The sequence below is a fragment of the Streptomyces fuscichromogenes genome (assembly GCF_014645815.1).
Taxonomy (GTDB): Bacteria; Actinomycetota; Actinomycetes; order Streptomycetales; family Streptomycetaceae; genus Streptomyces; species Streptomyces fuscichromogenes.
In genome coordinates this window covers 207,849-226,905 of the sequence record NZ_BMML01000012.1, presented here as the reverse complement: position 1 = coordinate 226,905, position 19,057 = coordinate 207,849, and the positions used below count along the sequence as shown (strand labels likewise).

The following is a 19,057-nucleotide window of genomic DNA, read 5'->3' as shown; positions in this document are numbered from 1 at the left end:
TCCGAGGCGATGGGCCGGACGGAGATCGTGAGGGACTCGCGGCCATGGGGGGTGGGCCGTACAGGCCCCGGCAGCCAGCTCGGGACTGGAGATGATTTGCCGTGTCCCACCCCCCACCCCCGCCCCCCTCCGTGCCTCCCTGGAGAAGCGAGGCTGGTCGAGCCTGCGCCCGGCGGATGTGACGCCCGTCCCCGGGCGCCCTCGCGGGCGGCCGGGGCTGGGCGTGCGGAGTGGGTTACCTGGTGATCTCGTTGGTGAGGCGTCCGGTCCAGGGGCACCAGTACAGGCCGGGGAGGAAGGCACCGCCGGCTTCGTCGAGGTGGTCTTCGACGTAGGGGATGGTGGCGTCGCAGACCTCGATGGTGTGGTCGGCGAAGTTGACGGTGTCGGGGTTGTAGTGGAAGTCCCACTGGGGGTTGTAGCTGGCCGACGTCTTGATGATCCGGCCGATGACGATCTTGCGGTCGCCGTTGCGGATGATGTCGCGGGCTTCCTTGATCAGCTCCGGGCGGGTGATCTCGATGACGAAGTTGTGGCCGGTGATGTCGCGCAGGTTGAAGTACGCCGCGTCGGCGGCGGCTCCGGCCTGGGCGCCCGAGCCGGCGGTGAGGGCGAGCAGCGTGGTGGCCGCGAGGGCGCTGATCTTGGCGGTGATGCGTCGCATGAAGGCAGCTCCGTGCCTCGGGTCATGATGACCATGACCGTTCGATCACAGAATGTAACCGTATAATTACTTAAAGTGAACAACTGGATTGGGCGTGGCGCCCCCAGCGCAGTCGCCGACCGCGCAAGTCGCCAGTCGCAAGCCAGTGAACAGGGAGAACGGCTCGGCACACCGGAGTTCCGCACCCGCCCCGCCAGGCCCCCGGACCGACGCCCTGTTCGCGATGCTCCACAACGGAACCTTCCACGAACCGCAGCCGTCGGCCATCGTCGGGCCGCCACGGACGTCCACCGCGACCAGCACGCACCCCCCTCTCCTCACCCGAGCGCAAACACGGCATGATCAAGGGATGGATGCCGTGCAAGACCTGACAGGCGGTGGGGACGTGGACGAGCGAGCGGAGATCACGTCGCCGACGGAGGCCGCGAACGACCCACTGGTACTGGCCTTCGGGAGACTGCAGGGCGCGGCGAACCGACTCGGGTACATCCTGGGCCGCGACCTGGAGCAGCAGTGCGGCATCACGCACCTCACGTTCGAGGTGCTGCTCATCCTGGGCCGGGCCGGTGGCACCGGGCTCTCCATGCGGGCCATCGCCCAGGAACAGGTGCTCACGACGGGCGGCGCGACCCGGCTGGTGGACCGCATGGAGGCGGCCGGGCTGGTCGAACGCGTCGAGGATCCCGACGACCGGCGCGGGAAGCTGGTGTCCCTCACCGAGTTGGGAGCACAGACCAGCGTCCGCGCCGCGCGGCTCCACTCGGAGAACATCCGCCGATACTTCCTGGAGCCGTTGCCCGCCGAGGACCGGGAGCGGTTCGCGGAGGATCTGCGCATCCTGAGCCACTCGGCCCGGGACATGCTGCCTCGGCTGCCCTGAGGGCCAGGACTCCCGGACTACCGGACTCCCAGGCTCCCGGACGATCAAGTATGTGGCCGGCGTCACACAAACAACGAAATACCTGACTAGTCAGTTACTGTTCTCTCAGGCGAGCTGCTCGCATCCGGCGGGCGCAGCACCACTTGCCGAGGTTCTCCGATGAAGCTGGTCTATGTCTTCGACGCCTACTGCGGCTGGTCGCACGGGTTCTCCGGAACTCTGCGCGAAGTCGTCTCCCGCCACCCCGAGCTGCCGGTCGAGGTGGTCTCCGGTGGCCTGTTCACCGGGTCACGCCGGGTGCCGATCCGGGAGTTCGGGTACGTCCAGGGTGCGAACGCCGACATCTCCGAGCTCACCGGAGCGGAGTTCGGCGAGGCGTACGAGCAGCTGATCGCCGACGGCTCGTTCGTGATGGACTCCGAGGCCGCCGCCCGCGGTGTCGCCGGCCTGCGCCAGGCCGCCCCCGACCGTGCGGCACACCTGGCCACCGCTGTTCAGGACGCCTTCTACATCGACGGACTGAGCCTGTCCGACCCCGCGACCTACCGCAAGGTCGCAGAAGAGGCCGGACTGGACGCCGACGCGGTGGTCACCGCCTACCACTCCCCCGAGGCGCAGGCAGCCGCCGACACCGACTTCAACTGGGCCGCCGGTGCCGGTGTCCGAGGCTTCCCCACCCTGCTCGCCGTCGACGACGGCCGCGTCACCCTCGTGGCCCAGGGTCGCGCCACCCCCGACGAGATCGACCGCCGACTCGCCGCTCTGCACAGTCACTGATCGCACCGATCCCCTCCCTCGCCCCCAACCAGCCAACTCCCGTCAAGGAGCCATCGTGAGCACCCTCTCCTTCAAGGTCCTCGACCTGGACTTCCCGGTCGGCAGCAAGAACAAGACCGCCACCCTCGTCACCGGCGAGACCGAGGCCCTTCTCATCGACGCCGCCTTCACCCGCGCCGACGGCCACCGTCTGGTCGCCGAGATCATCGACTCCGGCAAGACCCTCACCACCGTCTTCGTCTCCCACGGCGACCCCGACTTCTACTTCGGCGCCGAAGTCATAGCCGACGCCTTCCCCGACGCCGTCTTCGTCGCCACTCCCCTCGTCATCGAACACATCAGGCATTCCTACGAGGGAAAGCTCAAGGCATGGGCGGCCCTCGGCCCCAACCTCCCCACCCGCCTCGTCGATCTCGAACCGCTCACCGGCCACCTCACCCTCGAAGGCCACCGCTTCGAACTCAAGGGCGGTCCCGCGGCGCTGCCCGACCGTCACTACCTCTGGCAGGCCGAACACCGCGCGCTCCTCGGCGGCGTCCTGCTCTTCCAGCAGGAACACGTCTGGGTCGCCGACACCCCCACCCCGGGCGACCGCGCCGCCTGGATCGACCTCCTCGACGAAATGGCCGCACTCGACCCGGAACTGGTCGTCGCGGGACACCGGCTGCCGGGTACCGCGGCCGATGCCTCCGCCATCACCGCCACCCGGGACTACCTGCTCGCCTTCGAGGAAGAGCTGGCCAAGGCCGCCGACGGCGCGGCGCTCAACAACGCACTCGTCAAGCGCTACCCGGACAACGGCATGTTGATCGCCGCCCAGATCGGCGCGAAGGTCGCCAAGGGCGAGATGAAGTGGGGCTGACCATGACCGACTTCGCCACGTCGACCGCACCCGCCGACGTCGTCCGCCGCCAGTACCTCGCCTCCGCGGCCGGTGACCTGGCGGCGCTGCGGGCCACTCTCGCCCCCGACGTGGAGTGGACGGAGATGGCCGGCTTCCCACTGGCCGGCACCTACCGCACTCCCGACGGCGTCACCGCCAACGTGATGGAGCGGCTGGACCAGGACTGGGACGGGTGGACCGCCCACGACGACACCTATGTCGTCGACGGCGACAACGTCGTCGTGCTGGCCCGCTACACCGCCGCCAACAAGGACACCGGCAAGCCGATCGACGTCAGGGTCGCGCACCACTTCGTCGTACGCGGCGGACTCATCGTCCGCTTCGAGCAGTTCGTCGACACCGCCCTCGTACGCGAGGCCATGCCCGACTGAGACAGCTCCGCGTCGCCCCGCACCGACCGGTGCAACCGCGGTGACCGCGTCCGGCCCGGCCCCGTCCCCTACGACGTCCAGACCCTGCCGAGCCGAACGCGGCCGTCACGCTCGGGTCCACGCCGAACCCGCCCATGAGCGCCTCGAACTCGCTTGTCGCTGTATCCAGGCCTTGTCCGGAGTGACGGCCGAGCATGGCTTTCATCGTGGCAGCATGTGGTCGGGGTCAGTCCTGCGGCTCGGGGTTTGTCAAGAGCCACTCTTGGAGTTCTCGGTGCCGGAACTGGTAGGCGATACCGGAGATGCGTAGCAGGCCACCTGTGTAGGCCCAGTTCAAGAACAACCCCAGACGTAAGGGCAACATGCCGCGGCTCCGGGCGCAGCATACGAAGACGACATACCGTCGGCCCGCCCCCGTGAACATGTAGAGACCTCCTACGACACCGCCGGCCAGCCCGACGCTGAGTCCGGTCGAAAGACCAGTCACCAGGCTGACCGCGAGGCCTGTTCCGAGACCGGCCGCCAGTCCGTAGGCGAGACCGGCCGCGAGGCCGTAAGCGAGGGCTCCGGACAGCCCAGCGGTGATCCCGCCGGCCAGCCCACCGACGATGCCGTGTGTGAGCCCGATGGTGAGTCCGGTGGCAAGTCCCGCCAGGAGCCCGGCTACGAGCCCGATCACAAGGTCCTCGTGCACGGGTCTGCGGGGGTCAACGAGAAGGGGTTGCTCGTTCCAGTCGAAGGCATGCGATGGTCGGTACAGGCTCACTGCCAGACCCGCTGCAAGGCCATAGGCGAGTGCCGTTCCGATCCCGTAGGTGAGTCCGCCTGTAGGCGCGATCGCGATTCCTCCGGCGAACCCTCCTACCAGAGCGACCGCGATATTGCGGGCGAGCCGGCGTCTGCGCGCAGGGGTACGAGCACCGGGGCGACGCAGCCTCGCCAGGATCGGTGGGGCCACATGGGCGGACATGGCTCGCAGGATGACAAGCACTGCCACCGTCGTGAACCCTGCCGTTCCGAGTAACAGCCGGAGAGAGATTTCCATGGGAGTTTGCGCGAGGAGCACTACGCCGAAGATCAGTGTCACCAGAGCAGCGAGCGTGGCATCGACCACGCGGACGAGGCGTGCTCCGGCCAGCGGCCACAGACGGTGTGGGACCAGATCGGTGCTCGGCACCGAGCTTGAGGTGGCGGAGGGCATGGCGGCGAGAGCGGCAAGCCAGTGATGGACGTCGGCAGGTTGGTAGCGGTCCGGGCGGATGGGATGTCGGTGGGTGACAGCAGAGACATGCAGAGCCAGGAGGTGGTCACGAACCTGGTGGGGGGTAGCGAGACCGAGTAGGCGTGCGGGGTCACGCAGGTAGTTGTGAGTGCGGCCGTGGCGTTCCTCGTAGGCGGTGGCAGCCAGGTTGAGGCGCCAGGGCACGGCCAGAGCCGACGCGAGCGGATGTCGGGGCAGGTGGTCCGGTTGCCGGAAGGTTTCCAGGACGGGGCGCCAGCGCGCCAGATTGGCACCCCGAGCGGTCAGATATTCGCCGGCCTGCTCGGTGGTGACGCTGTCGAGAGCGATATGCGCGGCACGGCGCATGCGGTGGTCCAGGACTCCGAGCTGTGCGTATTCGGCGGTGCGGCACGTGAGGATCAGTGGAGCGCTGCCTGCCTTGTCCTGGTAGATGTTGAGGGCTTGCAGGATGCGGACAGCGCGAGGTCGGCGGTCCACTGTCGTGTCGGCATCCGTCTCGTCCAAGCCGTCCAGCACGGGCAGGATCCGACGCTCGGCAACCAGTCCGCGAGCGTAGGCGAGATTGGCGCCTCGGGGGCGTAGGTGATCGTGGACACGGTTCGCCAGCCAGACCTCGAAGGGCGTTGACGTGTCCCACGAGGAAAGGGAGGCGCGGAGGGGCACCGGCTGACCTTCCTGGGCATCGTGAAGCAGTCCCAGAAGCAGTTCCAGAGCCAGCATCGTCTTGCCGGCTCCTGCCGGACCGGTGATGACTAGACGGGCCGGTCGGAGGGCTCGGTAGTAGTCGACGATGCCAGTCAGGCAGCCGGTAGAGCTTGCCCCTTCGGCGTCATCGCCGCCGGGCAGGTAGCGATAGGTGAGGTCGATACGATGGGCGCCTTCACCGATCAGCTGAGTACGCTGGGCGGTTTCGCTCACGCCGACCGCATTGGCCAGCGCCTCGGCCCAGGGCCCGAGGTCGGGTGCAGCCACTTCAGGCTCTCTGTGGATGGCTCGCCAGGACTGGTACGCGGCCGGTATGCCGGAGAGCAGGGCGACAGCAGTGCCAGCCAGCCAAGCGGCGTGGAAATGCCTGGACAGCCAGAGCGCACCTCCCCCACAGCCCACCGAGAGCAGCAGATACACCAAGCCAGACCAGCGGGTGCGCGATCCCATCACGAGAAGAGTCTTGGCGAACGCGGCTACGGTACGCGAGATAATTCCTCTTGTGCACGAAAACGCCAGACCCCGCTTCCTTCTGGCCGCCGTTCAGCCTGTCGCCTGTCCACTGTCCGTTCTCAGCTTGGCGTTCATGCAGCTTTGCTGCTGGTGCGAGGCGGCGAAGTCCGCGACGTCCGGCCGCGACCAGTTGCTGGCATCGACGACCAGGACCGGGAGGCCACGGTTCGACCCGCCGTGCAACGGCACTGTGCCGACGCTGATGCTCAGACGAGGAGGACAGCTCGACCAGCGTCGTCACCGGGACGCCGGACCACGGCAAGGCGTCCCTCAGCTCGAACAAGGCGCCGGGGCGCCGGGGCAGGCAGAGGGGGAACTCCGCCCGGGAGCACGCGAGTTCAGCGAACGCACCTCGCGGGGCATCTCGCTGCGGCGAACTCATCGCGACGACCTTCGTGCTGGTCAGGTGTCAGGAATGCCTGTGGAGGGCAGCGGGCGGTCAGGCGTCGACTTCGGGGTGCGTGAACCGCACGGGCTTGCCCAGCGACCGGGCGTAGGCGATTTCGGCTCGGGTGCTGTCTCCGATGTAGTCGCCGACGACGAGCACCTCATCAGCGAGCCGGATCTTCGCTCGGTGCAGATCGTCGAGTCGAGCCTTAAGCGCCACGGCCTCGACAGGATCGGACCAGAGTTCGTGCGGCGACTTCAAGTCACAGCCCGGCTTGACAACAATCCTTCCGGCTTCGGTCTCCCGCAGATCGGCCTCGGTCATCTCGGTCATGAAGCGGGTGGAGCCGCAGATCACGACGATACGCGGGAGGCTCAGCTGCTTCTTCGCGTCGGCGAGTCTCTCCTCAGGGGTGAGCAGGTGCGGGTACGACACTGATTCCTCCTGGTGGTGTGGTCCAAGGGGTGCCTGCGGAGACGAGGACGAGGGCATCCAGGATCGTTTTGTTACGAACGACGTGGACACCCTCGTGACGGCACTCTATGCGGCGACCGACGGCTTGCTGAAGAAGCATCCCGAGCCGGCGCCGTCTCTTCCCTGCCTGCCCCAACAGCTCGGCTACGACCAGCGGCTGCGCAAAGCCGCCGGTCTGATGCGAAGCGTCAACCGGATCGGCGCAGCGGCGCCACCGAATACCGGGGGCGTACGGCTACTACTGCCGGCCGTGGAGGGACACCTGCGGGCCGCACGTGAGGTAGCGCCGCAGGGCACTGGCGGTGGCGTCGACGAAGTCTTCGGCGATGGTAGCCGTGCCGACCCAGCGGCCCTGGGCGTGTTTGCGGGGTTCGATATGGGCGGCTGTGAAGGACTCGGGTGTCACGGTCAGGCCGGTTTCTTCGTGCAGCTCCCGTACCGCGGTCTCGGTGATGGGCTCGCCGGGTTCACTCCTGCCGACAGGGAGGTCCCACATGCCCTGGGCGAACTTGGCGTGCTGGCTGCGCTGGAGGAGGACGACGCGCTGGGTGGCCGTGTCGTGGACGATGACGGCGGCGGCCGACAGGGTCATGGAGTCGACTGCCGGGGACAGGGCTCTGGGCTGGTCGTCGATGCTCCGCTGAACCACGCCTGGGGTGCCTCCGTCGGCCGGTCGGTGGGCGGCATGCGCCAGTGTCTGACGTGCGTGGTGGGCGAGGGGTGAGTTCGGCGGGGGGGCCACCTCGTTCGGCGAGGGCCCATCACGCCGCCCCGGCTGCCTGACACCTCCGTGCCGGTTCCGGGGTGGGCGTTGATCGAGCCCGTCACCGCCTCCTGGAAGGCTCAGCATCCCTCCGCCAGCCCCGCACCGGATGCCAGTGGGGCCTCCTCCTCTCCCCCCCACGGCCTGCCTGCACTCGGTCGGAGCTAGGTGGGAGCATCGAGCCGCGCCCTCCGCACGGTCGTGCGGCTTTCCCGGGCCTGTCGCGCCTTCCAGCAGCCGCTGGGTTCAGCAGCCGCTGGATGTGGACCACGTGGACTGCCCTCGGCGCCCGTCGTTGCCGGCGCGGTCCCGGATGCCGAGCGGCGCCCCAGGCCGGACGGGTGGGCCGCCTGCCGCGGTGGCGTGCCTGGGGACCGGCGCGGTGGGTCCGGATCGGCTCAGGGGTTCCAGAAGAACGAGACGTGCGCACCGTCGAAGCGACGCTCGGCCAGGTCCTGCCTCGGGATCACCCAATGCAGGGTGGAACACTCCCGTCCTCGGAGACCGATGTCCCACTGGGCGAGCGGCATCCAGTCCTCGGAGGACGGCAGTTCCACGGCGTGGCCGGGCTTGTCCGACCCCGTGATGCTCACCGGCCCGCTCCACCTGTACGTCAGCCGCGGCCTGCACCCCTTCACCACTTCACCCGCACCGAGGCGGAAAGGATCACGGATGTGGTCCTGGCCGGACTGCGGCACACAGCCGGATAGCTGGGGTCGACCGTGCCGACCGTGGTCATCGACAAGTGGTGGCGACCCGTTCGAGACCTGCCCTAGACCAGCCACTTCCCGTCTCGCATCAGGGTTCGTCCGGCCATCTCGGGAACCGTTCCCCATGCCTGCAGCACCTGCGGGGTGACCTGGAAGAAGACGTACGAGGGATGGTCCTCGCGAGGGTCCCAACCGTCCTTGGCGGCGAACGCGTCGCCAACCTCGGCCGGAAGCTCCTCGCGAGTCAGCATGCGCGCGGTGCCGTGGATCAGGACCACGTCGCGGCTATGGCCGAAGCTGAGCCGGACCCGGCCCGAGGAGCACAGGTTGCGCCCGGTCGGGTTGGTGTCGCGGGTGGACAGCCACACCGCCTCGCCGTCCCACCAGAACGCCAGCGGAACGAGACACGGCTCGCCGACAGCGTCGGCCGTGGCGACCCATGCGTCGTTGTCCCGCGCCAGCCGTCCAAGCGCCTCGCGCTTGCGCTGTTCCGAGTTACGCGGGCCGCTGGAATGAGAGTCAACTGTCGTCATGTGTGGTGAGGTTATGGCGTGCGACGCCCTGCCGCATCCGGCGGCGGACCTAGGCCGCATGACGGAGGGCCACCCTCGTACGGGGCAGGCTGCGTCAGGTTGTGGTGCGGCTCAGCCACTCCTTCGCTTCGCCGGGTTCGGGCAGTACGCGGCCGCCTTCGACGGCGGACCGGGCCGGGCCGTCCTGGAGCACGACCATGGTCCGGCTCTCGTCGAGTCCGGAGAATCGGGCGGGGTCCGAGGCCCCGCAGAGTCCCCGGGTGCCGCCGGTGACGACGTACACCAGGCCCTTCAGTCCGAAGTCCATTGCTGCCGTTGTCGAGGCCGGGGATACCGGGTGTCTCCTCCAGCACCGCGAACGACTTGAGGATCGAGTACTTCTGGATGTGCATGACCGCGTAGACCGGTCGCCGAGCGCGACACCGACGGCGGTGGGGTGTCCCAGCCGATGCCGCCGCTGGCCGTGGCGAAGAAGGTCCCGGTGCGGGTGGTGGGCAGCCACTGAACGTCAGACTTGCTACCGGACAGGCTCCGTTGGCAGCCCGCGCCGTCATCCGCCGGCTGCTCACCGCCCCAACGCCCTTCATCACCACCTCTCCGGTTGCGATTTACTATTCCCGCTGTACAAGGGGCATGTTCGTCAGGGCCCTTGGGTGATGTGTCGTCAGATGGCGGGAGTTCGCGACTTCGGGTGCGGCGACGGTAGTGGCAGCGGCGTGCGGTGGCCTGGTGACGGCGGCGCCAGTGGGACCAGTCCAGTGCGTACGTCAGCGTGGGGCCGCCAGTTGGCCGGTGTCGCCGCATCTCTACGACCCTGAGTCGGTGCGAGATCGCCGGCACCGACTCACTCTGCTCACCACCGGCCGTGGCCGGTACCGTCCATCCGGCTACCGGGGCAGAGGCGGCACGGTCCGTCCCCCATTCCGAGGCCGGTGGCGGAACTTGTCCGTCGAGTACCAGGCTGTCAATCGGTCCCACGCGAAGATCCGTGCACTGGTCGAACGAGCCATCGCCACCCGCAAGTCCGGGCGGCCCCCGTACACCGCGCTGCTCAACGACCCGAATCACGGTCAGGGATGTTGTTCGAAGTCTGCGTCATGAGGCGCCTGCGATTGGCTCGGCGTCCCAGTTGATCTGGTTCACCAGGACTGTCAGCAGGTGTCGGATCCAGGCAGTTCCATGAGGTGCGCGGCATGGGAGTCGCTTCGCTTGGAACGTGCCAAATCGGAGACGTGTCGTGCCTGTTCAGCGGAGAGACGCCGCATCTCCCAGAGCAGCGCCGCGGCATCCACGGCCCGCGGGGGCTGAGGCGGTGGCACCTCGCTCAGGACGACCCCCGTCAGGGCGGCCAGTTCGCGGGTGTCGATCCCCAGCAGGGCCGCGAAGTCCGTCACCAGGCGCGGGGTCAACTCCTTGCGGCCAGAGCCGATCACCCCGTAAGTGGCGGCAGACAGGTACGTCGGCGTCACGAGCGCAAGCGTCATCGCCATGCCGCTCCAGTTCAGATTGCGGTACTGGAGCATGCGGACGACCCAAGCGCCCGGACCGCCGGTGAGAGGCATGAGCGGCTTCGGGGCGAAGCTGGAACACCGTTCCTCCTGCGGCAGTGAGCGGACCAGCCGCAGAAGTTCGTGGCGCCCCGCTGCGGGGAGATGTACCGCATTCGTCACCGTGCTCCTCACCCAGGTCGCGGCTGTGGCGTCCAAGGGCGCCATGTCGTCCGGGACCGCCAGCCTCGCGAGGATGAACAGGTCGACGGCGTGGAAGCCCAGCGCGGGACCAAGCCGTCGAAGGAGTTCCTCGCCCGGGCTGTCCCCTGCGAGCACCGCGCGGACCTCGTCTGCGTTCGACCCAGCGCGGTCGGCCAGTTCCTGCGCGCCGAGGTCTCTGTGGTCCAACAGCCACGCCAGCATCGCCCCGAACCCTAGATCCTCCGTCATGCCCGCAGACTAGTCAGAAGTGCGAGTGGGACACAGCCGTCGTCGATGAGCGCAGGCATCTGGGGCTCGCGTGCGAAGTTGCCGCTTGGTGCCGCCCACGCCCCGCGGCAGTCCGGGGTCCGCGAGGCTCAGGCCGTCTGGGACGAACTTCCGCCCGTCTCCTGGTCTCCTGCGTCCTGGCGGCCGTACTCGGCGCGCGCCGACTCCAGTAGCAGGCGCCATGAGGTCACCGTCGGCCGGCGGCGCAGCAGCGCGCGCCGTTCCCGCTCGGTCATGCCGCCCCAAATGCCGTACTCGATACGGTGGTCAAGGGCGTACGCAAGGCATTCGGTGCGCACCGGACAGCCACGGCACACGGCCTTGGCCCGGTTCTGTGCCGCTCCCTCGACGAACAACTCCTCCGGATCAGCACTCCGGCAGACCGCCCGCGCACCCCACTCCTGATCATCCCCGGCCACCCCGACGCCGTCCTCTCCCCGGTACCGCCCGCCGCACTCCCCCGGGCAGGCGCAGTGCGAGAACGCTACGACAGACGCGCGGTACATGGCACATCGTGGCGCGACAGCAATCCCTATGAGTGAACGAAGACCTGACGACACCCCCCACCGAGCCCGGCGGCCGGGCATGGACGGCAGCGGCGCCTTGCCCGTCATCGCACCGGCGTGCTGACGGATCGCTGCGAACAAGCCGGCGTGGGACTTCTCGATGGGGTCGTCGATCCTGCCGGTGATCTCGTCGCCGTTGACGAAGGCGTGAGCGATCCACAGGTCGTCGTTTGTGTGGAGTCACCCGCACTCGCCGTCGAGATCCGCCGCCACCTCGTCGAGGCCCCGGCCGGCCCAGTTCGTACGCGAAGCGCGTCGGCTCGGTGTTGCGAGTCAGCGGTGGTCGACGTAGGCGACGAGTCCGCCGACGGTCAGACCCACCGCGCATCCGTGGCGGAAGGACTCGTAGCGCATGCCCGGGGTGTGCTGCGCGTCGGACATCGCGTACGGTGCGCGGATCCCCAGTTCCACGCCGCACAGGCACACGACGTATCCGTGGCGCAGGGCGGCGGTCGCCCACTCGGGGTCGTGCGGGACCCAGGTCCGGGAGTAGATCTCACCGTCGGGCGTCCGCAGTTCCAGCCGGGAGTAGGTGTATCCGAGGCGTCGCGCCAGTTTTGGCTGTTCATCGGGAATCTCGTGCAGCTCCCATCCGGGGATCGAGCGCAGGTCGACGTAGCCGGGCGGCCTGCGTCTCATGCCGAAGCTGACCTCGTCGGGGTCGCGTCGCAGTGGCTCGCGCATGCGCAGTTCGTCGAATATGGTGGGCCGCTTCTCGTCGAGGTGGACCCCGTCATCGCCGGATCCTGGCCGGTCGGGCAGGCGCAGGTCGGAGAACTCGGGCGGTAGGCGCCTCATGCCGAACAGGATGGCGCTTTCGATCTGCGGTTCCTCGGGTATCCCGTCGAGCGAGGCCCCCTCCGGCACGACGTACCCGAACTCGCCCACGCCCAGGGCATGCCTGAACTCGAAGAGCGCAGTGGGCATGTGACGTGTCTGTGCGGGATCGAGGGTGATCGTGCCTTCCGCGGTCTCCAGAACCATCAGCACGCACTCAAGCCGCAGCGCGGGGTCGTCGCTGAACAGGATCCGCCCGTTGTCGTCGACCTGTTCGAACTGATGCCAGCTCATCTCCTCCAGCCCTCCGGTTGGTTACCGTTCCGCGTCCGCGAAGCAGACGCCCGAGCGTTGAACCATCCTATTGAAGGATCGTTGAACAATCCATAGATTGGAACGCGTGCACCACCAGGCCGGAGGTTTCATCGAGATCATCGAGATCAGGGGTGAGGTTGAGCGTGGAGGAAGTACGCGCAGGGCGGGTACGCGTGGGCCGGCGGGTACTGGTGGGCGCCACGAGCATCGGCGCGGCATTGGCGCTGTGGGCGATCGTGCGTCTGGTCGTGCGCACGGCCTTCGTCACGCACGCCCAGTGGATCGACGTGCTGGTGACACTGGTGATCCTCCTCGGCTGCGTGATCTTCTGCTCCTGCTGGTACTCGGACATCCGGTGGCTGCTGTGCGCGCTGTGCCTCCTCGGGGTCCTGATCCTGCAGAACCTGGAGCTGGATCAGCAGGTACTGCACCAGTACGGGCGTACCGAACACGTCAGGGTCCGACAGATTCAGTGGTCCGCCGGCGACGGCATGGGGGACAGCGCCCACCTCTACACGGTCACCGTCGTCGACGGCCCGCCGCTGGCTCCGTTCGAGGAGAACGGGCTCATGGGCTGGAAGTGGGTGGTAGGCGGCACCTACACGGTGACCGTCGATCCGCTGGGCAGTGTCCCGCTCAGGCGGGGGGACAAACCCGGGCCTCCGGTGATCCAGCGGCTCCTGCAGATCCCGCTCGCCCTCGGCCTGGCCTTCGCACTGTGGCGGCCCGCATGCCTGCTCGTACGCCGCCAAGGCGTCCCGTCAGCCCGCCCCGCCCAGCCAGAGGGGTGGTGATCGAGCGGCGCCCTGCCGCCGACGAGCGCACCCGCGCCGGTTCCGGGAGGGTGGATGGTCGGCGTCGGTTCGGTTCATCTGGTCCCGCGACCGGTATGTGCTCTACAGCGATATCGGGATCGGGATCGCCCTGCTGCCGGGCGCTGCGCAGCTCACGCTGATCCCGACGGGAGAGCGCGTGGAGTTCGTGCTGGGCGGTGCTGAGCTGCCTCTCGGCTGCGGTGCCGGCCGGCCGGTGTTCTCGCCGCCCCGCGCACCGGCCAACCTGCCGCGTGCGTACGCTCCGGAGAAGGTACCGGGCCCGACGCTAGGACTGCTGAGCCCTGGTGGGGAGTTCATCCAGCCCTGAGGCGAACGCCCCGCATCCTCGGAGCTCCGCCGGGCGCCCGCTGATTCAGCACGGAATCCGGTCCGCGTGGCCGGTCCCGCGCCGCCGGCCGAAGCGGCGGCGGCACAGGCCAACCGTGTTCACCGTCCTGGGCGAGTGATGAGGGCAGCGGTCAGCGAGTGGCCGGGGTCGTGCGTCTCACTGCTCAACTTCCTTGAGGATTCGGGCGGTCGTCGGGAAGTCTCTGTCCACGTGAAGGGCGGTGTGCCCACGGTGTGCGGCAGTCGCACACACCGCCAGGTCGATGACTCCGTGGCGCCCAGAGGGTGTGCCGCAGGGCGACCGGGTCAGGGAACTGATCGACTCAGCCACCGCTCTTGCGCCGGAACGACCGCTGGCTCGCGGCCGGGCCGTTCGCCCTACGGACCTTCGACGCGTCGACGTTCGAGGCGAGGTCGGCGGAGTCCGCCTGCTCACCGCGCTTGCGCGCCAGGGCTTCCCGGAACTTGCGCTTCAGGTCGTAGTGGCCGTCGTCGTCGGGCGCCAGAGCGGGCGTCTCGGGGGCAGCAGGCTCCGAACCTTCTTCGGATGCGGACTCTACGGTCATGGTGGCCTCCTGGGTTCGAGCGGTGGGAAGCACAGCTTGTCATGCCGGGCGCGCTGCGGGGCGCCAGCAACATCGTCTTGGCCTGGCTTCGGCGGGTATCGCCTCCTGGCCGGGCATCCCGTGAGGGCGTTCGTCTTGTAGGCGCACGGCCGAGCAGGGCTTCGAGCCGTGCCGGATGTTCCGCACCGCGTGGTCAGGAACATTCGGCCGGCAGGGAACGGCTCTCAGCCGCCGCGACGCACCATGGCCGCCTTGCGGGCCTCCGCGAGCTTGCGGGCCTCGCCGGCCTTTCGGGACCTGCCGCCGGCACCGCGGGAGGTGTCCTTGCTGGTGCCCAGCCCGCGGAAGGGAGCATTGGTGTTCTTGGGCCGGGGCGCGGCGGGACCGCCGTCGAGGGGGGTACCGGAGGGGGCCTTGGCCCCGGTGATCCGGCTCAGTTCCGCCTCGCCCGAGCGCACCTTGGTGACGGTCGGCTCGATGCCGGCCTCTGTCAGCAGTCGGCTCATCTCCCGGCGCTGGCCCGCCAGTACCAACGTGACCACGCTGCCGGACTCGCCGGCTCGGGCGGTACGGCCCGCACGGTGCACGTAATCCTTGAGGTCGGTGGGCGGATCGACGTTGACCACGAGATCGAGGTCGTCGACGTGCAGGCCACGGGCCGCGACATTGGTCGCCACCAGAACGCCGAGCTGGCCGCTCTTGAACTGTGCCAGGGTCCGTGTGCGCTGCGGCTGGGACTTGCCGCTGTGCAGGGCCGTGGCGTCCACTCCGCTGGCCCGCAGGTGCCGGGTGAGCTGGTCGACGGCGTGCTTGGTGTCCAGGAACAGCAGTACGCGGCCGTCGCGGGCGGCGATCTCCGTGGCGACGGCGTACCGGTCGGGGCCGTGGACGAGCAGGAGATGGTGGTCCATCGTCGTGACCGCGCCCGCGGACGGGTCGACCGAGTGGACGACGGGCGCGTGGAGGTAGCGGCGGACCAGCTGGTCGACGTCGCGGTCCAGAGTGGCCGAGAACAGCATCCGCTGGCCCTCGGGGTGCACCTGGTCGAGCGCCTCGGTGACTTGCGGCAGGAAGCCCATGTCGCACATCTGATCGGCCTCGTCCAGGACGGTGATCCGTACTCGTCCCAGGCGGCAGGCCTTGCGCTCGATGAGGTCGTGCAGACGGCCGGGGGTGGCTACGACGACCTCGGCGCCCTCGCGCAGCGCAGCGGCCTGTCGGCCGATCGACATGCCGCCCACGACCGTGGCCATCCGCAGCCGGAGCGCGGCGGCGTACGGCGCGAGCGCCTCGGTGACCTGTTGGGCCAGCTCCCGGGTGGGCACCAGGATCAGCGCGAAGGGCTGCTTCGGTTCCGCGCGCCGCCCGGCCGTCCGTGCGAGCAACGGCAGGCCGAAGGCGAGCGTCTTGCCCGATCCGGTGCGCCCGCACCCCAGGACGTCGCGTCCCGCGAGGGAGTCGGGCAGCGTGGCCGCCTGGATCGGGAAGAGCTCGCGCACACCGCGTTCGCCCAGCGTTCGCAACACCGCGGGCGGCAGCTCCAGACCGGCGAAGGAGGCGACCGAGGGCACCATGGGAGCGGTGGTCACGGGCGGGGCGACATCGCCGTTGGCGGTGCCGGGACGGTCGGGGTGATTCATGGAGAGCCTTCCGCATGGGGGACGTACCGAGGAAGGCCCGGTAGGAATGAGCAGCCGGCGAACAAGGGAAACCGAACAGCCGGAATCGCCGACCGCCACGAGCACGCAAAGATACGAGGGTAACACAAAGTGACAGCCCCGCGTCGTGGGGCTGATCGCCGGTCGATGAACGCGGTACCCAGCGTGGGCCACGACCAGTGCATGAGATGCGCCCGCCGGTCCACGAGGACATCGTCCGGAGCGAGGTCGGTGTGCGGCAGGGCCGCTCCAGCGAACGTCCGGGCGGTGCCCTCGTTCGTGCAGGCCGCCCACCTCCGCTCGGCCTGCTCTTCACCTCCGCCGGGACGGGTGGTGATCTCTCGGTCCTGGGCGACGACCTGCGGGTGCTCCCTTGGGATGCCGTTACCGAAGGCCCGGCGCCTCTCGGACTCCGCTACGTCGTCGGGCAGGCCTCCGCCCTGCTCCACCAGTTCGGACGCCTGGCCGTGTGCCGGGAACACCACCACGAACGTGGCGACGCCTTCGCCTCGTCGGACCGCAGCCTCATCCGCTGGCGACGACTCAAGAAGGCCGGGTCGTGGGCACGTCACGAGCTCATAGGATGACCGCGGTGTTCCCGGGTGATCCGTTCTGTCTCCAAGTGATCGGGCGGCGGCGGTCTTTCGGATGCGCTGGAGAGAAGAAGACAGACGCAACGACTGGCATGGCGGTGATTCTTTGCCCTCGCGTGTAGCCCTCGTCGGTGCAGGGCGCATGGGGACACCTCTGTGTGGACGCCTCGTTTCGGCGGGCCACAGGGTGACCGTTTCCGATCTGCGTCCCGAACGGGAAGAAGCGGTGCGCTCGTTGGGCGCGGAGTGGGCACCGGACGTCACGTCCGCCGCGGCCGGGGCGGACGTACTGGTCACCGTGGTTCCTGGGCCCGACGAGGCTGCGGCAGCGCTTCCGGACGCCGTGTTCGCCGCCCTGGCTCCTGGGGCGGTGTGGATCGACATGACGAGCAACGCCCCTGCGGTCGCACGGGAGTTGCGGGAACGGGCCGGTACCCACGGCGTCGAGGTCCTCGAAGCGCCCATGGGCGGCAGTCCGGACGACGCCGAACACGGGCGTCTGCGCCTGTTCGTGGGCGGTTCTGCTGAAGCCCTCGACCGATGCAGGCCGCTGTTGGAGGCGGTGGCGACATCGGACCGGATCCACCATATGGGCGGCCCGGGAACCGGCTACACGACGAAACTCCTCATCAACCTCCTCTGGTTCGGGCAGGCCGTGGCAACCGCCGAGGCTCTGCTTCTCGGACAGCGAGCGGGCATCGGCCTCGCTGCCCTGCGCGACACGCTGGCCGGCAGCGCGGCGGGGAGCGACTTCATCCGCCGTGACCTGCCCGCTCTGTTCACCGGGGACTACCTTCGCTCCTACGGGCTCGACCGCATCCACGACCAGCTCAAGGTCATCACCGATGAGGCCCAAGACCTCGGCACCCCACACGAGATGGCCGACACGGTGTTGCGCATCCACCGGCTGGCCCTGGAGCGCTTCGGCCCCGTGGACGGCGAACTGCTGGCCGTAGCCCTCCTGGAGGAGAACGCCGGTAGCCTGCTGCGCCCCTGACCGGCCCGATACCGGCTTCGGCCCTGCTGCCCGCTCGGGCGACCGCCACTGTCATCGAAAAAACGGCGACGGATCCTACGGCAGCCGGTTTCCCTCGTCTGCCCAGTGCCGAGAAGAGATCACCGGGACGGTGGTGCTCCCTCAAGGATCCGCTGCACCGCAGGTTGTAGCCCTTCCTGACCTGGACGGACGAGGATTCCGGGGATTCCGACGGCTTGCGCCCCGCAATATCGGCCACCGGATTGTCACCGACCATCCAGACATGTTCGGGACGACCGACCCGTTCAAGGGCCGTCTCGAAGATCCGGCGGTGAGGCTTTTCCCAGCCGACCAGCGGAGAGTTGACCACGGCCAGGAAATGCCGGTGAAGACCGAGACACTGAAGGAGGATGTCGAGTTCCGGCACGTGGTTGCTGACGATGACATGACGCGAATCAATGTGGGGCGCGATGACGGCTGCCCGCAGCCCCGTAAAACCAGTGGAGCCATCGGAGCATGTGTCCGTACCGTCCATGAGGTGACCTATCTGAGCCCCCTGGGATATCTGCTGGGAATCGAGGGGGCCGCCCTGCTGCGCGGCCTCAGGGAAGGAAGCGCCGACCAGGCGTTCGTCGAGGCCCGGATCACGGAGATCCGCACCCTGCTGGACACACCCTCCCTCGCGCACGCCGAGGGCGTCACGGCGAATCCGGGCACGATCACCACGGGCGATGTCTACCGCGACTGGGCGCCGCACTATGACTCCCCCGGCAACCAGATGATCGACATCGAACAGCCCCTTGTCCGACGCATCCTGGACGGTCTGCCCGTCGGCACGGCACTGGACGCGGCCTGCGGCACCGGCCGACACACCACCTACCTACAGGAACTCGGCCACCACGTGATCGGCGTCGACGCCTCGCCGGACATGCTCGCCCAGGCCCGTAAGCGCCTGCCGGACGTCGAATTCCACGAGGCCGACCTGCACCGGCTGCCTCTTGCCGACAACGCGGTCGACACCGTCGTCTGTACGCTCGCTCTGGCACATGTTCCCGAACTGGCCCCCGTGCTGGCGGAGTTCGCGCGCGTCCTGCGCCCCGGTGGAAACCTCGTCGTCTCGGATGCCCACCTGCTGGTGTCCTACCTCCGGCCGACCCTGGCCCGCCGCCCCGGCCCGGACGGCCTCCCCTCCCTCCTCGCCGAGTACCACCGCCCGCTCAGCGCCTACCTCGCAGAGGCCCTCCCCCTGGGCTTCCAGGTGCGGCACTGCGAGGAACCCCGCCGTCCGCGCAACTCCCTCAACCCCGCCACCGCCCCGGACCCACTCCCGACCTATCCGTCCTGGGACCTGCTGCACTGGTGCCCGGAAGCGTCGGCTGCGGCCCTGGACGATTCCCCGATCGTGGTCATCTGGCACTTCCAACTCGAAGGCGTCCAGGAGGGCTGAGCCACCGGACCAGATCACGTGAGACGGGACAGCAGGGTTCGATCGCGGAGGGTCGCTCCTGTGCGAGACCGCGTACACCGTGCCGTCGAACG

At 68.7% G+C, this 19,057-nt stretch carries 21 protein-coding genes and 3 pseudogenes; 11 read left to right on the top strand and 13 right to left on the bottom strand.

Annotation, left to right across the window (positions count from 1 at the left end; genetic code table 11):
- Window positions 1–235: 235 nt before the first annotated feature.
- Window positions 236–664, bottom strand: a complete 429-nt coding sequence (locus IEZ11_RS26385; RefSeq protein ID WP_189265358.1) for a BP74-related protein — start codon at window positions 662–664, stop codon at window positions 236–238.
- A 349-nt stretch (window positions 665–1,013) separates the two neighbouring features.
- Between IEZ11_RS26385 and IEZ11_RS26380 the strand changes: the two genes are divergently transcribed.
- The 4 genes from IEZ11_RS26380 to IEZ11_RS26365 all read left to right on the top strand — a co-directional run bounded on the left by IEZ11_RS26380 (window position 1,014) and on the right by IEZ11_RS26365 (window position 3,596).
- Window positions 1,014–1,544, top strand: coding sequence for a MarR family winged helix-turn-helix transcriptional regulator (locus IEZ11_RS26380; RefSeq protein WP_373294975.1), 531 nt, complete (start codon window positions 1,014–1,016; stop codon window positions 1,542–1,544).
- A 159-nt stretch (window positions 1,545–1,703) separates the two neighbouring features.
- Complete coding sequence (locus IEZ11_RS26375) at window positions 1,704–2,321, top strand: DsbA family protein (protein ID WP_189265357.1); 618 nt, start codon at window positions 1,704–1,706, stop codon at window positions 2,319–2,321.
- A 55-nt stretch (window positions 2,322–2,376) separates the two neighbouring features.
- The gene (locus IEZ11_RS26370) at window positions 2,377–3,183 is read left to right on the top strand and encodes an MBL fold metallo-hydrolase (RefSeq protein ID WP_189265356.1); all 807 of its coding nucleotides are present in this window, start codon (window positions 2,377–2,379) and stop codon (window positions 3,181–3,183) included.
- A 2-nt stretch (window positions 3,184–3,185) separates the two neighbouring features.
- The gene (locus tag IEZ11_RS26365; RefSeq protein WP_189265355.1) at window positions 3,186–3,596 is read left to right on the top strand and encodes a nuclear transport factor 2 family protein; all 411 of its coding nucleotides are present in this window, start codon (window positions 3,186–3,188) and stop codon (window positions 3,594–3,596) included.
- A 226-nt stretch (window positions 3,597–3,822) separates the two neighbouring features.
- Here the strand turns inward: IEZ11_RS26365 and IEZ11_RS26360 are convergent, their stop codons facing one another.
- Complete coding sequence (locus IEZ11_RS26360; RefSeq protein WP_189265354.1) at window positions 3,823–5,964, bottom strand: NACHT domain-containing protein; 2,142 nt, start codon at window positions 5,962–5,964, stop codon at window positions 3,823–3,825.
- A gap of 532 nt (window positions 5,965–6,496) precedes the next feature.
- Window positions 6,497–6,880: a hypothetical protein gene (locus IEZ11_RS26355; RefSeq protein ID WP_189265353.1), complete on the bottom strand. Its 384-nt coding sequence runs from the start codon at window positions 6,878–6,880 to the stop codon at window positions 6,497–6,499.
- An 82-nt stretch (window positions 6,881–6,962) separates the two neighbouring features.
- On the opposite strand from IEZ11_RS26355, the pseudogene IEZ11_RS52765 reads away from it, so the two are divergent.
- A pseudogene (locus IEZ11_RS52765) lies at window positions 6,963–7,127 on the top strand (IS982 family transposase); the annotation flags it as partial.
- Window positions 7,128–7,157: 30 nt separating this feature from the next.
- On the opposite strand, the gene IEZ11_RS26350 reads toward IEZ11_RS52765, so the two are convergent.
- The 4 genes from IEZ11_RS26350 to IEZ11_RS26335 form a co-directional block, all read right to left on the bottom strand.
- On the bottom strand, window positions 7,158–7,568 hold the full coding sequence (locus tag IEZ11_RS26350; protein WP_229713367.1) for an NUDIX domain-containing protein: 411 nt from the start codon (window positions 7,566–7,568) through the stop codon (window positions 7,158–7,160).
- Window positions 7,569–8,080: 512 nt separating this feature from the next.
- Window positions 8,081–8,275, bottom strand: a complete 195-nt coding sequence (locus IEZ11_RS26345; protein ID WP_189265352.1) for a hypothetical protein — start codon at window positions 8,273–8,275, stop codon at window positions 8,081–8,083.
- Between the two features lie 179 nt (window positions 8,276–8,454).
- The gene (locus IEZ11_RS26340) at window positions 8,455–8,925 is read right to left on the bottom strand and encodes a pyridoxamine 5'-phosphate oxidase family protein (protein WP_189265351.1); all 471 of its coding nucleotides are present in this window, start codon (window positions 8,923–8,925) and stop codon (window positions 8,455–8,457) included.
- A gap of 94 nt (window positions 8,926–9,019) precedes the next feature.
- Entirely contained in the window at window positions 9,020–9,232 is a 213-nt protein-coding gene (locus IEZ11_RS26335) for a hypothetical protein (protein WP_189265350.1), read from the bottom strand.
- A 578-nt stretch (window positions 9,233–9,810) separates the two neighbouring features.
- Here IEZ11_RS26335 and IEZ11_RS26330 point away from each other — a divergent pair.
- Window positions 9,811–9,994, top strand: a pseudogene (locus tag IEZ11_RS26330) (IS5/IS1182 family transposase); the annotation flags it as partial.
- Between the two features lie 82 nt (window positions 9,995–10,076).
- Here IEZ11_RS26330 and IEZ11_RS26325 read toward each other — a convergent pair.
- The 3 genes from IEZ11_RS26325 to IEZ11_RS51085 form a co-directional block, all read right to left on the bottom strand.
- A complete protein-coding gene (locus tag IEZ11_RS26325; RefSeq protein WP_189265349.1) occupies window positions 10,077–10,838 on the bottom strand; it encodes a hypothetical protein in 762 nt (253 codons plus the stop codon).
- Between the two features lie 155 nt (window positions 10,839–10,993).
- A complete protein-coding gene (locus IEZ11_RS26320) occupies window positions 10,994–11,323 on the bottom strand; it encodes a WhiB family transcriptional regulator (RefSeq protein ID WP_229713366.1) in 330 nt (109 codons plus the stop codon).
- Between the two features lie 420 nt (window positions 11,324–11,743).
- A complete protein-coding gene (locus IEZ11_RS51085; RefSeq protein ID WP_229713365.1) occupies window positions 11,744–12,541 on the bottom strand; it encodes a hypothetical protein in 798 nt (265 codons plus the stop codon).
- A gap of 164 nt (window positions 12,542–12,705) precedes the next feature.
- On the opposite strand from IEZ11_RS51085, the gene IEZ11_RS26305 reads away from it, so the two are divergent.
- Entirely contained in the window at window positions 12,706–13,356 is a 651-nt protein-coding gene (locus IEZ11_RS26305; RefSeq protein ID WP_189265347.1) for a hypothetical protein, read from the top strand.
- 97 nt (window positions 13,357–13,453) lie between these two features.
- Window positions 13,454–13,705 carry a hypothetical protein gene (locus tag IEZ11_RS26300; RefSeq protein ID WP_189265346.1) on the top strand — a complete coding sequence of 84 codons (252 nt, stop codon included), beginning with the start codon at window positions 13,454–13,456 and terminating at the stop codon, window positions 13,703–13,705.
- 343 nt (window positions 13,706–14,048) lie between these two features.
- Here IEZ11_RS26300 and IEZ11_RS26295 read toward each other — a convergent pair whose 3' ends face one another.
- Both IEZ11_RS26295 and IEZ11_RS26290 read right to left on the bottom strand, forming a co-directional pair.
- Entirely contained in the window at window positions 14,049–14,291 is a 243-nt protein-coding gene (locus tag IEZ11_RS26295; RefSeq protein WP_189265345.1) for a DUF5302 domain-containing protein, read from the bottom strand.
- Between the two features lie 224 nt (window positions 14,292–14,515).
- Complete coding sequence (locus IEZ11_RS26290; protein ID WP_189265344.1) at window positions 14,516–15,931, bottom strand: DEAD/DEAH box helicase; 1,416 nt, start codon at window positions 15,929–15,931, stop codon at window positions 14,516–14,518.
- A 206-nt stretch (window positions 15,932–16,137) separates the two neighbouring features.
- Here IEZ11_RS26290 and IEZ11_RS26285 point away from each other — a divergent pair, with 206 nt between their 5' ends.
- Window positions 16,138–16,536 (top strand): hypothetical protein, encoded by a 399-nt coding sequence (locus IEZ11_RS26285; RefSeq protein WP_189265343.1) that lies wholly within the window; start codon window positions 16,138–16,140, stop codon window positions 16,534–16,536.
- Window positions 16,537–16,597: 61 nt separating this feature from the next.
- Window positions 16,598–17,461 (top strand): annotated as a pseudogene (locus tag IEZ11_RS26280) (NAD(P)-dependent oxidoreductase); the annotation flags it as partial.
- Here the strand turns inward: IEZ11_RS26280 and IEZ11_RS52520 are convergent.
- Entirely contained in the window at window positions 17,382–18,053 is a 672-nt protein-coding gene (locus tag IEZ11_RS52520; RefSeq protein ID WP_373294972.1) for an HAD-IA family hydrolase, read from the bottom strand. The pseudogene IEZ11_RS26280 and the gene IEZ11_RS52520 overlap by 80 nt on opposite strands.
- Window positions 18,054–18,056: 3 nt before the next feature.
- Here IEZ11_RS52520 and IEZ11_RS26275 point away from each other — a divergent pair, with 3 nt between their 5' ends.
- Window positions 18,057–18,965: a class I SAM-dependent methyltransferase gene (locus IEZ11_RS26275; RefSeq protein WP_189265341.1), complete on the top strand. Its 909-nt coding sequence runs from the start codon at window positions 18,057–18,059 to the stop codon at window positions 18,963–18,965.
- The last annotated feature ends 92 nt before the right edge of the window (window positions 18,966–19,057 follow it).

Excerpts from the sequence above, each read along its gene's own strand:
- IEZ11_RS26385 (WP_189265358.1), bottom strand. The coding sequence starts at position 664 with ATGCGACGCATCACCGCCAAGATCAGCGCCCTCGCGGCCACCACGCTG.
- IEZ11_RS26380 (WP_373294975.1), top strand. The coding sequence starts at position 1,014 with ATGGATGCCGTGCAAGACCTGACAGGCGGTGGGGACGTGGACGAGCGA.
- IEZ11_RS26375 (WP_189265357.1), top strand. The coding sequence starts at position 1,704 with ATGAAGCTGGTCTATGTCTTCGACGCCTACTGCGGCTGGTCGCACGGG.
- IEZ11_RS26365 (WP_189265355.1), top strand. The coding sequence starts at position 3,186 with ATGACCGACTTCGCCACGTCGACCGCACCCGCCGACGTCGTCCGCCGC.
- IEZ11_RS26340 (WP_189265351.1), bottom strand. The coding sequence starts at position 8,925 with ATGACGACAGTTGACTCTCATTCCAGCGGCCCGCGTAACTCGGAACAG.
- IEZ11_RS26335 (WP_189265350.1), bottom strand. The coding sequence starts at position 9,232 with ATGGACTTCGGACTGAAGGGCCTGGTGTACGTCGTCACCGGCGGCACC.
- IEZ11_RS26325 (WP_189265349.1), bottom strand. The coding sequence starts at position 10,838 with ATGCTGGCGTGGCTGTTGGACCACAGAGACCTCGGCGCGCAGGAACTG.
- IEZ11_RS51085 (WP_229713365.1), bottom strand. The coding sequence starts at position 12,541 with ATGAGCTGGCATCAGTTCGAACAGGTCGACGACAACGGGCGGATCCTG.
- IEZ11_RS26295 (WP_189265345.1), bottom strand. The coding sequence starts at position 14,291 with ATGACCGTAGAGTCCGCATCCGAAGAAGGTTCGGAGCCTGCTGCCCCC.
- IEZ11_RS26290 (WP_189265344.1), bottom strand. The coding sequence starts at position 15,931 with ATGAATCACCCCGACCGTCCCGGCACCGCCAACGGCGATGTCGCCCCG.
- IEZ11_RS26285 (WP_189265343.1), top strand. The coding sequence starts at position 16,138 with ATGCGCCCGCCGGTCCACGAGGACATCGTCCGGAGCGAGGTCGGTGTG.
- IEZ11_RS52520 (WP_373294972.1), bottom strand. The coding sequence starts at position 18,053 with ATGGACGGTACGGACACATGCTCCGATGGCTCCACTGGTTTTACGGGG.